The sequence below is a fragment of the Kitasatospora sp. NPDC004669 genome (assembly GCF_040609455.1).
GTDB lineage: Bacteria > Actinomycetota > Actinomycetes > Streptomycetales > Streptomycetaceae > Kitasatospora.
Genome location: NZ_JBEXKB010000031.1, coordinates 39,120 through 52,810 on the forward strand (window position 1 = coordinate 39,120; position 13,691 = coordinate 52,810).

The 13,691-nt window shown below is 72.9% G+C and carries 11 protein-coding genes and 1 riboswitch; of the genes, 9 read left to right on the forward strand and 2 right to left on the reverse strand.

Annotated features, from left to right (window positions below):
• Positions 1 to 119: 119 nt before the first annotated feature.
• The 4 genes from ABZW30_RS24625 to ABZW30_RS24640 all read left to right on the forward strand — a co-directional run bounded on the left by ABZW30_RS24625 (position 120) and on the right by ABZW30_RS24640 (position 5,294).
• Entirely contained in the window at positions 120 to 1,157 is a 1,038-nt protein-coding gene (locus ABZW30_RS24625) for an NlpC/P60 family protein (RefSeq protein WP_355673343.1), read from the forward strand.
• Between the two features lie 337 nt (positions 1,158 to 1,494).
• A riboswitch (cyclic di-AMP (ydaO/yuaA leader) is annotated at positions 1,495 to 1,648 on the forward strand.
• Between the two features lie 10 nt (positions 1,649 to 1,658).
• On the forward strand, positions 1,659 to 2,804 hold the full coding sequence (locus ABZW30_RS24630; protein ID WP_355673344.1) for an NlpC/P60 family protein: 1,146 nt from the start codon (positions 1,659 to 1,661) through the stop codon (positions 2,802 to 2,804).
• A gap of 226 nt (positions 2,805 to 3,030) precedes the next feature.
• The gene (locus ABZW30_RS24635; RefSeq protein ID WP_355673345.1) at positions 3,031 to 4,077 is read left to right on the forward strand and encodes an NlpC/P60 family protein; all 1,047 of its coding nucleotides are present in this window, start codon (positions 3,031 to 3,033) and stop codon (positions 4,075 to 4,077) included.
• Between the two features lie 35 nt (positions 4,078 to 4,112).
• Entirely contained in the window at positions 4,113 to 5,294 is a 1,182-nt protein-coding gene (locus tag ABZW30_RS24640; protein WP_355673346.1) for a hypothetical protein, read from the forward strand.
• Positions 5,295 to 5,336: 42 nt separating this feature from the next.
• Here ABZW30_RS24640 and ABZW30_RS24645 read toward each other — a convergent pair whose 3' ends face one another.
• Positions 5,337 to 6,692, reverse strand: a complete 1,356-nt coding sequence (locus ABZW30_RS24645) for a glycosyltransferase 87 family protein (RefSeq protein WP_355673347.1) — start codon at positions 6,690 to 6,692, stop codon at positions 5,337 to 5,339.
• Between the two features lie 212 nt (positions 6,693 to 6,904).
• Between ABZW30_RS24645 and ABZW30_RS24650 the strand changes: the two genes are divergently transcribed.
• Positions 6,905 to 8,041: a glycosyltransferase family 4 protein gene (locus tag ABZW30_RS24650; protein ID WP_355673348.1), complete on the forward strand. Its 1,137-nt coding sequence runs from the start codon at positions 6,905 to 6,907 to the stop codon at positions 8,039 to 8,041.
• 129 nt (positions 8,042 to 8,170) lie between these two features.
• Here ABZW30_RS24650 and ABZW30_RS24655 read toward each other — a convergent pair whose 3' ends face one another.
• Positions 8,171 to 9,964: a long-chain fatty acid--CoA ligase gene (locus ABZW30_RS24655; protein ID WP_355673349.1), complete on the reverse strand. Its 1,794-nt coding sequence runs from the start codon at positions 9,962 to 9,964 to the stop codon at positions 8,171 to 8,173.
• Positions 9,965 to 10,287: 323 nt separating this feature from the next.
• Between ABZW30_RS24655 and ABZW30_RS24660 the strand changes: the two genes are divergently transcribed.
• The 4 genes from ABZW30_RS24660 (at position 10,288) to ABZW30_RS24675 (ending at position 13,606) form a co-directional block, all read left to right on the forward strand.
• Complete coding sequence (locus tag ABZW30_RS24660; protein ID WP_355673350.1) at positions 10,288 to 10,722, forward strand: SRPBCC family protein; 435 nt, start codon at positions 10,288 to 10,290, stop codon at positions 10,720 to 10,722.
• Between the two features lie 25 nt (positions 10,723 to 10,747).
• Positions 10,748 to 11,920, forward strand: a complete 1,173-nt coding sequence (locus tag ABZW30_RS24665) for an ArsA-related P-loop ATPase (protein ID WP_355673351.1) — start codon at positions 10,748 to 10,750, stop codon at positions 11,918 to 11,920.
• A gap of 93 nt (positions 11,921 to 12,013) precedes the next feature.
• Positions 12,014 to 12,469, forward strand: coding sequence for a DUF5304 family protein (locus tag ABZW30_RS24670; RefSeq protein ID WP_355673352.1), 456 nt, complete (start codon positions 12,014 to 12,016; stop codon positions 12,467 to 12,469).
• Positions 12,470 to 12,661: 192 nt separating this feature from the next.
• A complete protein-coding gene (locus ABZW30_RS24675) occupies positions 12,662 to 13,606 on the forward strand; it encodes an ROK family glucokinase (RefSeq protein WP_355673353.1) in 945 nt (314 codons plus the stop codon).
• Positions 13,607 to 13,691 lie beyond the last annotated feature (85 nt).

The following is a 13,691-nucleotide window of genomic DNA, read 5'->3' on the forward strand; positions in this document are numbered from 1 at the left end:
GACTTCACGCCTTCGGGGGAGTGGTAAAACGGATAGATCTTCACTAGGGTCTGGCGTCAAACCTATTTTCCGGAATCTCATCCGAACAGGTGAGTCCGTTGGAAGAAGGAGCCGGTCCCTTGGCCTCCCACCGCCGTCCCAAGCAGCCGAGCCGCGCGCGGGTCTCCGTGCTCACCGCTGCCGCTGCGACCGCGGTCGCCCTTTCCGCCCAGGTGGCCGCGCACGCCGCGCCGCAGCCGAACAAGGCTGACGTCAAGGCGCAGATCGACCAGCTCCAGCAGGAGCAGGAGCAGGCGGCGGAGAAGTACAACGGCGCCAAGGAGCGCGCCGACCAGCTCCGCAAGCAGGCCGACCAGCTGCAGGACCAGGTGGCCCGCAGCCAGGACCAGATGAGCCAGCTGCAGACCGGCCTGGCCCAGGTGGCGGGCGAGCAGTACCGCACCGGCGGCGTCGACCCGTCCGTCCAGCTGATGCTCTCCTCCGACCCGTCCGGCTACCTGGAGAAGGCCTCCAGCGTCCAGCAGGCCAGCGCCAGCCAGACCGAGGCGCTCAAGGGCCTGCTCGACCAGCAGCGCCGGCTGGACCAGGAGAAGGCCGAGGCCGCCGCCGTGCTGGCCTCGCTGGACTCCACCACCAAGGACCTGAACCAGGCCAAGGCGGACGTCAACACGAAGCTGAAGACCGCCCAGGACCTGCTGAACTCGCTCAGCGCCGCGGACCGCGCCGCGCTGAAGGCCCAGCAGCAGCAGGACGACCGCGCCTCGCGCGGCAGCGCCCGGGTCGACCTCAGCAGCCTGCCGCCGGCCAGCGGCTACGCGGCCGTGGCCGTCGCCAAGGCGATGAGCAAGCAGGGCTCGCCGTACGTCTGGGGCTCCACCGGGCCGAACACCTTCGACTGCTCGGGTCTGATGGTCTGGTCGTACTCCCAGGCCGGCGTCTCGCTGCCGCGCACCTCGCAGGAGCAGGGCAACGTCGGCACCGCGGTGCCCTCGCTGGACCAGGCTCAGCCCGGCGACCTGGTCATCTACGGCAGCGACCGGCACCACGTCGGGATGTACATCGGCAACGGCATGGTGGTCCACGCGCCGCACACCGGGGACGTGGTGAAGGTGATGAAGGCCGACGCGATGCCGATCAACACGATCCGCCGGGTCTGACGACCCGACACGCCCGAGGGGCCGGCTCCGGCCCTGTGATCCGCGCCACCCTCCGACCGGGGGTGGCGCTTCGGGTTTGCGGGTTCAACGTCCGACTGGTGAGAACCGATCAGCTTTGTGTGCAGCGACGATCACCATCAGTCATTTTCACAAAAGAACATGGGTAATCTTCCGACTTTTTTCTGACAAGGATTTGAACGGATCACGGTTCAGTTACTAGGGTCGTGCTCCGAACCACCGCACTGTCGATCGCCCAGCCCGGGTGGCGGCGGTGGTTTCCGTCGAGTTCGCGAAACAGCGGGGCAGGTCGAAGCGACTGTCCGACAGGGGAGCCCAGTGGTCGGGGGCGCTGCGGAGCGGAGCCGGGGAACCACGTTCCTCCGGGGTGAATCGGCGCCAGGTCGGCCGGTGGAACGGCCGTGAGGCGTCGTAGGGCATGCTTCCGGCCCGAACCCGTCAGCTCACCCGGTAGGCGGACGTAGGAAGAAGGAGTCCGCCTTCGTGGCGTCCCATCGTCGTCCCAAGCCCGCCAGCCGCGCCCGTGTCTCGATCCTGACCGGTGTCGCCGCGGCAGCCGTCGCCCTCTCCGCGCAGTCCGGCGCGCACGCCGACCCGCAGCCGACCAAGGAGCAGGTCAAGGAGCAGGTCGACCAGCTCAACGAGCAGGCCGAGCAGGCGACCGAGAAGTACAACGCCGCCCAGGAGAAGCAGCAGGCGCTGGAGAAGCAGGTCTCCGGCCTGCAGGACCAGGTGGCCCGGCAGCAGTCCCAGGTGACCGACCTGCAGGGCGGGCTCGCCGAGATCGCCGGGGAGCAGTACCGCAACGGCGGCATATCCCCGACCGTCCAGCTGATGCTCTCGTCCAAGCCGGACAACTTCCTCAACCAGGCCGGTGCGCTGAACCAGGCCGGTGACACCCAGAAGAACCAGCTGAAGCAGCTCCAGGAGCAGCAGCGCAAGCTCGACCAGGACCGCACCGAGGCCCAGGGCAAGCTCGCCGAACTGGAGTCCACCACCCAGCAGCTGAAGGCCTCCAAGGAGGAGGTCCAGAACAAGCTGAAGGCCGCCCAGGACCTGCTCAACACCCTGACCGAGCAGGAGCGCCAGGCGATCCGCCAGGCCGAGGAGAAGGCCGCCGCCGACGCCAAGGCCAAGGCCGACGCCGCCGCGAAGGCCGCCCAGCAGCAGGCCGCCTCCGACCGTGCCTCGCGCGACAGCGGCCGCACCGACATCGGCTCGGGCTCCTCCGCGGGCTCCTCGTCCTCGCCGGTCGTCAAGCCGGCCGCGCCCGGCAGCTCGCACGGTGCCGCCGCGCTGGCCGCCGCCGCCGGCAAGGTCGGCAGCCCGTACGTCTGGGGCGCCACCGGCCCCGGCTCCTTCGACTGCTCCGGCCTGATGGTCTGGGCGTTCAACCAGGTCGGCGTGTCGCTGCCGCGCACCTCGCAGGAGCAGGCCGGCGCCGGCACCCGGATCGGCTCGGACATCTCCCAGGCCCAGCCCGGCGACCTGCTGATCTTCTTCAGCGACGCCCACCACGTCGGCATCTACGCGGGCAACGGCCAGGTGCTGCACGCGCCCAAGCCGGGTGCCTCGGTCCGCTACGAGGCGGTCTCCAACATGCCGCTGGCCTCCATCGTGCGGGTCTGATCCCCGCCCAGGCCGTTCCAGGCCCGGTCCTCCGTCACGGAGGGCCGGGCCTGCGGCTTTTCCGGCGGCTCGGGCAGATGTCTGATTTAGGGTCAAATATTCGGGTAGGGAGGTGTTTGGACTCGCTTGCCCGGACTCGCTAACGTCTGCCACCGGACTCCCGCTCGACGGCCGCCCGCTGGGGCGCGGCCGCGGGCCGCGCCGCAGGATTGGAGCCGCTGCCGCCATGCCCGTGCACCGCCGTTCCCGACTGCTCGCCCGTGCGCTGGTACTGACCGCAGCCGCCACCACGGCCCTGGGTGTGGCGACCTGTGGAAGCGCCCAAGCCACTCCGGGTGGGCCGGACACCCCCGACCGCAAGGACGTCAAGGCGCGGGTCGAGCAGCTGTACGACGAGGCCGAGCAGGCGTCCGAGAAGTACAACGCCGCGCAGGAGGCGCAGAAGCGGCTCCAGGGCGAGACCGCCACCCTGCAGGGCGAGGTGGCCGCCGCCCAGGACCAGCTCAACCAGTTGCGCGGGGACCTCGCGACCGTGGCGGGGGCCGAGTACCGCGGCGGCGGGATGACCCAGGCCGCCCAGCTGGTGCTCTCCAGCGACCCCGAGTCCTACCTCGCCCGCGCCCGCACCTTCGGCCAGGCCGCCGAGCGGCAGCAGGAGACCCTGCACGAGCTGGTCGGCCGTCAGCGTCGGCTCGACCAGCGCCGCACCGAGACCGCGGGCAAGCTCGCCGAGCTGGACCAGGCCCGGCGCTCGCTGGCCGAGAACAAGCAGCAGATCCGGCAGCGGCTGGCCACGGCGCAGAAGCTGCTCGACAGCCTGGGCGCGGCCGAGCGGGCCCGGATGGTCGCCCAGGACGCCAAGGACGCCGAGCAGCGCGCCACCCGCGGCACCGACCGGCTGGACCTCGGCACCGCCCCGCCCGCCTCCGAGCGCGGGGCGGCCGCGCTGGCCGCTGCGGTCCGGATGATCGGCTCGCCGTACGTCTACGGATCAGCCGGGCCCCGCGCCTTCGACTGCTCCGGTCTGATGTACTACAGCTGGCGGCAGGCCGGAGTGACCCTGCCGCGCACCTCGCAGGCCCAGGCGTACGCCGGGCAGCGGGTCAGCCTCTCCGAAGCGCGGCCGGGAGACCTGGTGATCTTCTACCGGGACATGCACCACGTCGGGATGTACGCCGGCGGCGGGGTGATGGTGCACGCCCCCTACCCGGGCGCCAAGGTGCGGTACGAGAGCGTCAGCGCGATGCCGGTGTCGGGGGTGGTCCGGCTCTGAGCGCGACGCCCTCCGGCCCGGCCGGGCCCCACCCGATGGGCCCGGCCCGCTGCGTGCTGTCCCGGCGCGGTGCGCTGCTGCTGGCGGTCGGCGGGCTGGCCCAGCTGTCGCTGCCCCCGGCCGCCCCGGCGGCACCCGCCGGGCGGGCGGCGGACCAGCGCGCCGAGGTGACGGAGCTGCTGGCGGCGCGGGCGCGCTCACTGCCCGCGTGGTCCGGGCTCACGGGGGCCGAGGCGCTCTACCGCAATCTGGTGCTGTCGCCCGACCAGGGGTCGTCGGCGGCCGACGGGCCGGACCGGCTGACCGCCTCCGCCGAGTTGGCGGTGCGGATCGTCGGGTACGACGAGTACCCGATGGTGTACCCGCGCCGGATCGCGCTGGTCCGGGACGCGGGCGGCTGGCGGGTCGAGCGGGAGGAGGCCGCGAGCGGGCCCCCGGCGCTGTGGGACCTCGGCCCCGCCCGTACCGCCCCCGGAGAGCACTGTCTGGTGCTCGGCCTGGCCGAAGGGCCCGACCCGGCCGGACTGGTGGCGGTCGGGGACAAGGCGTTGCCGGCCGTCAGCGCGGTCTGGGGCGGTGGCGGGCCCGGTCGGCTGCTGCTCGAACTGCCCGCCGACGAGACCCAGTTCGCCCGGCTGCTGGAGGCCGACCCGGCAGGCTGGACGGGCATGGCGGCGGTCACCGTGGCCGCCCCCGGCGCGCCCTGGCACACCCCGGCGGACCGGGTGGTGGTCAACCCCGAGGCGTTCGGGCGGCTCAGCGACTTCGGTCGGCAGGTGGTGGTCACCCACGAGGCCACCCACGTCGCGACCAGGGCCGATACCCGGGCCTGGACCCCGCTGTGGCTCTCCGAGGGCGTCGCCGACTGGACGGCCTACCGGGACTCCGGCCGCCGCCCCCAGCAGATCGCCCCCGAGTTGGCCCGGGACGTCACGGCCGGGAAGCTGCCCACCGCGCTGCCCGCCGACCGGGACTTCACCGCAGGCGCCAGCGGCATCGCCCAGGCCTACGAACAGTCCTGGCTCGCCTGCGACCTGATCGCCCGCCGCTGGGGGCGCGACCGGATGGTCGCCTTCTACCGGGCGGTCGGCGCGGGCGACGGGCAGAGCGAGGACCGGGACCACCGGATCGACCGGCTGCTGCGTGGTGAGCTGGGCGTCGGGTCGGCCGAGTTCACCGCGCTCTGGCTGACCGAGGTGTCGGCGCTGAAGGGCTAGCGTCCGAAGGCCGGGCCCTCGGCGCCCGGCCGGGCCCAGGGGTCAACGGCCGGCCGGGTGGTCGATGCCGTCCAGCAGGTCCTGCTCGTACGCGATGCCGGGGCGGACCGGGTAGGCGGAGGCGGGTGGCAGCGCCGGGGTCTCCTCCAGCACCACGGTGGGCGGCAGGGCCGCCGAGGCGCGGGTGGAGCGCCAGAGCCGGATGCCGGAGAGCACGGCGGCGGTCAGCAGCAGCAGGTTGCGCAGGGTCAGCACCGTGATCGCCCAGGGGTCGCTGGCGAGGATCTGGGTGAACATGGTGGGGAACTCGACCAGGGTCAGCGGACAGGCGATCAGGATCAGCAGGGCCACCGGCCGCTGGCTGGTGCCGCGTACGGTCAGGCAGACCGCGGCGACGCCGATCAGCCAGACCAGGTACTGCGGGCTGATCACCCGGCTGGTCACCACGAAGATCAGCAGCGCGCACAGCGCGGCGTCGTACATGGTGGCCGCGTTGCGGCGGTGGGCGGTGAAGCGCCACAGCAGCAGCCAGAGGAAGCCCAGCACGGTGCCGGCCATCATCACCTTGCTGATCACGCTGACCCACGGCCCGAGCATCTCGGGGGAGCCGTAGTTCATGGTGACCCTGCCGTCCCAGGCCCCGGCGATCCGGGCGAAGTGCAGCGGCAGCGCGCCGACGGACTCGACCTCGATGCCGCGGTCCGCCTGGAAGGTCAGGAAGTCGAAGGCGCCGTTCATCCCGGCGGCGAGCAGGAAGCCCACCGAGACGGCGGTGGCGGCGGCCAGCGTCCAGGAGCGGCGGGTGCGGCGGCCGGAGGGGGTGCCGATCAGGCCGATCAGCGGCCAGATCTTGACGATGCCGCCCAGACCCAGCAGCAGCCCGCCGACGGCCGGGCGGCGGACCAGCGCCAGCAGCCCGGCCAGGGCGAGCGCGGTGACCAGGATGTCGAAGCGGTTGTAGATCATCGGGCCGAGCAGCGGCACGCCGACCACCCACATCCAGGCGCCGGTCAGCGCCCGGCCCTTGCGCAGGCCGGTGCGGATCAGCAGCGCGGCCGCGGCGGCGTCGGCGATCCCGCAGATGACCCAGAAGGAGACCAGGTACGACCAGGGCAGCAGGCCCGGCAGCAGGATGATCAGGGCGGCGCCCGGCGGGTACTGCCAGGTCACGTCGTCGAAGGGGAAGGTGCCGGTCTGCAGCACCCCGTACCAGGCGTGGTAGATCATCCACACGTCGGCGGTGACGTCGCCGCCGGGCGCCTTCAGCACGCCGGTCATCAGCAGCACCAGCAGGGTACGGGTGGCCACCCAGGTCGCCCCGAGGGCGGCGAGCGCCCCGATCGGGCGGCCGAGGCGGCCGCGCGGAGAACCGGGCTCGGTGGCCGGGGCCAATTCCACTGCGCTCCCTCGTTCGTCTCGGACGTCCTCACCGGAGGCGTCGTACTGACGGACGCCCGGGCCGCCGCGTCGCGGCCTAGGTACTAGGACTGACCCGGGGGTCCAACGGTTGCCGTGTGCGGTTCCGTTCCCGGCGGGTCATGGTGTTGACCTATCGTACGGATCACCCAGAGGTACACCGAGCACCCCCCGACCGAGCGAGCCGTGGCCTGATGCACAGAACCTTGATCGTCACCAATGACTTCCCACCCCGCCCGGGCGGCATCCAGGCCTTCGTGCACAACATGGCTGTCCGTCAGCCCGCCGGGAGCGTCGTGGTGTACGCCTCGACCTGGCGGGACGGCAGCGAGGTGCGGCGCTTCGACGCCGAGCAGCCGTTCCCGGTGATCCGTGACCGCACGAAGGTGATGGTTCCCACACCCCGGGTCACCCGGCGGGCCGCCGAGATCCTGCGTGCCGAGAAGTGCGACTCGGTCTGGTTCGGCGCCGCCGCCCCGCTCGGCCTGATGGCGCCCACGCTGCGCCGGGCCGGGGCCGGGCGGCTGCTGGGCATGACCCACGGGCACGAGGCCGCCTGGGCCCAGCTGCCGGTCTCCAGGCAGCTGCTGCGGCGGATCGGCGCGGGCACCGACGTGCTCACCTACCTCGGCGAGTACACCCGCTCGCGGATCGCCGCCGCGGTCGGGCCGCAGGCCGCCGCCCGGATGGTGCAGCTGCCGCCGGGGGTGGACGAGACGACCTTCAACCCCGGGTCCGGGGGTGCGGAGGTGCGCCGCCGGCTGGGGCTGGCGGACCGGCCGGTCGTGGTCTGCGTCTCCCGGCTGGTACCGCGCAAGGGCCAGGACACCCTGATCGAGGCGATGCCGCAGATCCTGGCGGACGTGCCGGACGCGGTGCTGCTGATCGTCGGCGGCGGCCCGTACCGGGCGGACCTGGAGAAGCTGGCGGAAGCCAAGGGCGTACGGACCTCGGTGCGGTTCACCGGTTCGGTGCCGTGGGAGGAGCTGCCCGCCCACTACGGGGCCGGGGACGTCTTCGCGATGCCCTGCCGGACCAGGCGGGGTGGGCTGGACGTGGAGGGCCTGGGGATCGTCTACCTGGAGGCCTCGGCGACCGGCCTGCCGGTGGTCGCGGGGGACTCCGGCGGCGCGCCGGACGCGGTGCTGGAGGGCGAGACCGGGTACGTGGTGCCGGGCGGCTCGGCCGCGGCGGCCGCGGAGCGGATCGTCCGGCTGCTGCGGGACGAGGAACTGCGGCGGCGGATGGGCGAGGCCGGGCGGCGCTGGGTGGAGCGCTCCTGGCGCTGGGACCTGCTGGCCGGGCGGCTGACCTCGCTGCTGGCGGGCTAGGACGGGCCGACACGGCGAAGGCACCGCCTCCTTCTCGGGGGAGACGGTGCCTTCGCGCGTTACCGCTGCTTCTCGCTGAGCCTGCTTCTCGCTGTGCTTACTTCCTGCTGTGCTTACTTCCTGCTGTGCTTACTTCCTGTAAAGGGCCTCGACCTCGGCGGCGAAGTCCTTCAGCACCACGTTGCGCTTGAGCTTGAGCGAGGGCGTCAGGTGGCCGCTCTCCTCGGTGAACTCGGTGTCCAGCAGGCGGAACTTCTTGACCGCCTCGGCGTGCGAGACGGCCGCGTTGCCGTCGTCCACCGCGGACTGCAGGGCGGCCAGCAGGTCCGGGTCGTCGGCGAGTTCGGCGACGGTGGCGGCGGCGGGCTTGCCGTTGAGCTCCTTCCACTTGGGGAAGAAGTCCGGGTCGACGGTGATCAGGCAGGCGATGAACGGCTTGCGGTCGCCGACCACCATGACCTCGCCGACCAGGGCGTGGGCCCGGATCCGGTCCTCGATCACGGCCGGGGCGACGTTCTTGCCGCCCGCGGTGACGATGATCTCCTTCTTGCGGCCGGTGATGGTCAGGTAGCCCTCGGAGTCCAGCGAGCCGAGGTCGCCGGTGGCGATCCAGCCGTCCTTGAGGGTGTCGGCGGTGGCCTGCGGGTTGTTCCAGTAGCCGGTGAAGACGTGCGGGCCCTTGAAGAAGACCTCGCCGTCCTCGGCGATCCGCACCGAGGCGCCGGGGACCGGCTGGCCGACCGTACCGATCTTCGGCTTGTCCCACGGGTTGAAGGTGGTGGCCGCGCAGGTCTCGGTCAGGCCGTAGCCCTCCAGGACGGTGAAGCCGATGCCCCGGTAGAAGTGGCCGAGCCGCTCGCCGAGCGGGGCGCCGCCGGAGAGTGCGTGGGTGGCCCGGCCGCCGAGGGCGGCGCGCAGCTTGCTGTAGACCAGCTTGTCGAAGACCGCGTGCTTGATCCGCAGGCCCAGGCCCGCGCCGCCGGCGTCCAGCGCCCGGCTGTAGGCGATCGCCGTCTCGGCGGCCTTGTCGAAGATCTTGCCCTTGCCGTCGGCCTGGGCCTTGGCGCGGGCGGTGTTGTAGACCTTCTCGAACACCCTGGGCACGCCCAGGATCATGGTCGGCCTGAACGCGGCCAGCTCGGCGGTGACGTCCCTGATGTCTGAGACGTGGCCCAGCTTGATCGGGGCCATCGCCGGGGCGATCTCGGCGATCCGGGCGAGCACGTGGGCCAGCGGCAGGAACAGCAGGACGGAGCCCTCGCCGGTGCGGAACAGCGGGGTCAGCCGCTCGACGATGTTGCCGCACTCGGCGAGGAAGTTGCCGTGCGTCAGCTGACAGCCCTTCGGGCGACCGGTGGTGCCCGAGGTGTAGACGATGGTGGCGATCGAGTCGGGGCCGGCGATCGAGCGGCGCTCCTGGACCGTCGCGTCCGGGACGTCCTTGCCGGCCTCGGCCAGCGCGGCGATCGCGCCGCCCTCGATCTGCCAGAGGTGCTTCAGCTCCGGCAGCCGGTCGCGGACCTCCTCGACCACCGTGCGGTGCTGGTCGGTCTCGGCGAGGACGCCCACCGCGCCCGAGTCGCCGAGGATCCACTCGACCTGCTCGGCGGAGGAGGTCTCGTACACCGGCACGGTGATCGCGCCGGCCGTCCAGATCGCGAAGTCCAGCAACGTCCACTCGTACCGGGTGCGGGACATGATGCCCACCCGGTCGCCCGGCTCGATGCCCGAGGCGATCAGGCCCTTCGCGGCGGCGTGCACCTCGGCGAGGAACTGGACCGCGGTCAACTCCTGCCAGTGGCCGTCCACCTTCCGGCTGAGCACCGCGACATCCGGGTGCTCCTCGGCGTTCCGGTGCACAGGGTCGGAGAGGTTACCGCCGCTCGGTACCTGGTAGAGGGCCGGAAGGCTGAAGTCGAGCAAGACTGCTCCTCGTTCGCGACGCTGCGGGACGGCAGGACGTTACTGCCCGGTAGGCAGCTTCGACCAGAGGGGTCGGCCCCGGTGTTCGAAGTGTCACACCCGGCCGGTCGGACCAGGCGGTGACCGGGTCGTTCGACTGGCACCCTACGGCAGCGCCCCGGTGACCGACCGGTAGCATGCTCCGCCGCCCGGCTCGTACGGTCCGTGGCCGGTGCCCGTGCCGCCGAGTCGATCGCCGGTCGCGATAGCCTGCTCCGGGCGGATCGGGTCGAGCGCGCCTCGACCGGATCGGCAGGCAGAGGGACGAGGCGGAGGGCCATTCCATGGCGGAGCACACCAGGTCGAGCATCACCATCGACGCGACCCCGGCCACGGTCATGGCCGTGATCGCCGACTTCGCCGCCTACCCGGCCTGGACCGGCGAGGTGAAGGAGGTCGAGGTCCTGGAGACCGGTGAGGACGGCCGCGCCGCTCAGGTCCGGCTGCTGCTGGACGCCGGCGCGATCCGCGACGAGCACGTCCTCGCCTACACCTGGGAAGGCGACCGCGAGGTCGGCTGGACCCTCGTCCGCAGCCAGATGCTCCGCTCGCTGGACGGCTCCTACACCCTGGCCCCGCTGGCCGGCGGCCGCACCGAGGTCACCTACCAGCTCGCCGTCGACGTCAAGATCCCGATGCTCGGGATGATCAAGCGCAAGGCCGAGAAGGTCATCATCGACCGCGCCCTGGCCGGTCTGAAGAAGCGCGTCGAGGGCTGACACCACAGAACGGGGGCTGGACGGCATGACGGCGACACGCACCATCCTGGTCAGCGGCGACGCGGGCGCGCCCACCGTGGCCGCCGCCACCGCCCTGCACGCCGCCCGGCGCGGCCACCGCACCTGGCTGCTGGCCGCCGACGACCCGCACCGCGCCCTGGACTCCGCCCTCGGCACCCGCCTGGAACCCGAACCGCTGGGCTACGCACCGGGCCTGACCGTCTCCCGGATCGACGAGCAGGCCGCCTTCCGCTACGCCGTCGGCGAGCTGACCGGCCGACTCAAGCCGGCCCTCGACCTGCTCGGCGCCGAGCAGCTCGACCCCGAGGAGCTGACCGCCCTCCCCGGCATCGCCCGGCTCGCTCTGCTGCGCGCCCTGCCCGCTGCCGACCAGGACGTCCTGGTGGTGCTCGCCCCGCCGCCCGCCGAGCTGATCGCCACCCTCGCCCTGCCCGAGCAGCTGACCCGCTACCTGGACCGGCTCGTCCCCGAGCAGCGGCAGGCCGCCCGGGCGCTGCGCCCGCTGCTGGCCGGCCTGGCCGGCGTCCCGATGCCCGCCGAGTGGCTGTACGAGGGGCGCACCAAGGCCGCGGCGGTGCTCGCCGAGTCCCGCGCCGCGATCAGCGACCCCGGCACCAGCGTGCGCCTGGTCGTCCCGGCCGACGGCCACCCGTACGAGGGGCTGCGCCGGATCCGGGCCGGGCTCGCGCTGTACGGCCACCGGCCGGACGCGGTCGTGGTGCACGGCGCGCTGCCGCCCGCCGCCCTCGCCTCGCCCGACCCCTGGCTGGCCGAGCTGGCCCGCCGCCGTCGGGAGGAGCTGGACCGGCTCGCCGCCGACACCGACGCCCCGGTGCTGGTCTCCGGCCTGGCCGAGGGCACCCTGGAGGCGGTCGCCGACCACCTGTACGGGGACGGACCAGGCCCCGAGCGGCTCGCCCCCGCGTCCTGGACGGTCGAGGACCGGCTCGCCGAGGAGGGTCTGCTGGTCTGGCACCTCGACCTGCCCGGCGCCGACCGCGCCGAGCTGGACCTGGTCCGCCGGGGCGACGACCTGGTGGTCGGCCTCGGTGCCCACCGCCGGGTGCTCGCCCTGCCGGCCGCGCTGCGCCGCTGCACGGTGGCCGGGGCGGGGCTGCACGAGGGAGTGCTCTCGGTGCGGTTCGCCCCCGACCCTTCGCTCTGGCCGCAGGGCTGACGGACCTTCCGCTCTTTTCGGGCTGCCGGGCCGGTCGGGTAGCGTCGGGCCAAAGGGCCGCGGGGTGCGGCCACGGCTGAGGAGGCGCCCGCGATGACCAGCACCGACGACCGCACCGAGCCCGGTACCGACCGCACCGAGCCCGGCGCCGACCGCACCGAGCCCGGCGCCGACCGCAGCGGGTCGGACGGCGGGCAGTCCCACCCGTTCGGGCCGGAGCTGGGCCCGTTGGTGGACGAGGTGCGCCGGTTCGCCGCGGCCCTCGGCGAGAAGGCGCAGGAGACCAGCGCCACCACCCTGATCACCCTCTCCGGGCTGGCCGATCGCCTGCGCACCCAGCAGCCGGAGATCTACTCCCACCTCGCCGCGGCCGGCTCCGGGCTGGCCGCCGCGGGCACCGAGCTGCTGGCCGCCTACCGCGCCGCCGTGGCCGGGCACGAGCAGCGCTGGACGGCGGGGGAGGGGGCGTCGGTGGAGAAGATCGACCTCGATGCGCCGGGCGGGGCCGAGGGGACCGGCGAGGCTGACGGGCTGTCCGCCAAGCAGTGAATCCGTGAATTCCGTAGCGTGATCGCGCTGCTCTCGTGCGTCACGAAGAAGGGGATTAGATACGACTTTTGAAGTGTCCCGGCCCGCTTCTCCCAAAAATGTCTTCGGATAATGTATGCGAGGCAGTGTACGGGGACAGGGTTGGGCGGTACCGTTCCGTCCAGCGGGAACGAGTGAATAGCTGAGGGACACATGGCTCTGACCATCGGCGTCGATGTCGGCGGGACCAAGATCGCGGCAGGCGTGGTCGACGATGAGGGCGCGATCCTGGCCCGGACCCGGGTGCCCACCCCGGCCGACCCCCAGTGGGCGGTCGACGCCATCGCGCAGGCCGTGCGCGAGCTCAAGGAGCAGCACCCCGACGTCACCGCGGTCGGCGTCGGCGCCCCGGGCTTCGTCGACAGCAACCGGTCCACGGTGATCTTCGCGCCCAACATCGACTGGGAGAACGAGCCGCTGCGCGGCCGGATCGAGGAGCTCACCGGTCTGTCCACGGTGGTCGAGAACGACGCCAACTGCGCCGCCTGGGCCGAGTTCCGCTTCGGCGCGGCCGCCGACCACCAGGACATGGTGCTGATCACCGTCGGCACCGGCATCGGCGGCGGCATCGTCCTGGACGGCCGGCTGCACCGTGGCCGCTTCGGCGTGGCCGGCGAGATCGGCCACCTCAACATGGTCCCGGACGGCCTGCAGTGCGGCTGCGGCGGCAAGGGCTGCTGGGAGCAGTACGGCTCCGGGCGGGCACTGCGCCGCTACGGCCGGGAGAAGACGGCGGCCGACCCGGTGCGCGGCCGGCGGATGCTGGAGCTCAACGACGGTGTCGCCGAGACCATCCGCGGCATCCACATCACCGAGGCGGCCGAGGGGGGCGACCCGCTCGCCCTGGAGTGCTACGCCGAGCTGGCGGACTGGCTGGGCCGCGGCATGGCCGACCTCGCCGCGCTGTTCGACCCGGGCGTCTTCGTCCTCGGCGGCGGTGTCTCCGACTCCGGCCGCCTGCTGCTCGACCCGGTCGCCAAGGCCTTCGAGCACTACCTGACCGGCGGGGTGCACCGCCCGCGCGCCGAGGTCGTGCTCGCCTCGATGGGCTCCGCGGCCGGCATCGTCGGCGCGGCGGACCTCGCCCGCACCGCCTAGCCGTTACACCCCCTTCGCCGCCGGGGCGTTCGTACCCGGTGCCGACGGTCGTCGGGCGCCGCGTTTCCTCCTGCGTCGGGAGCCC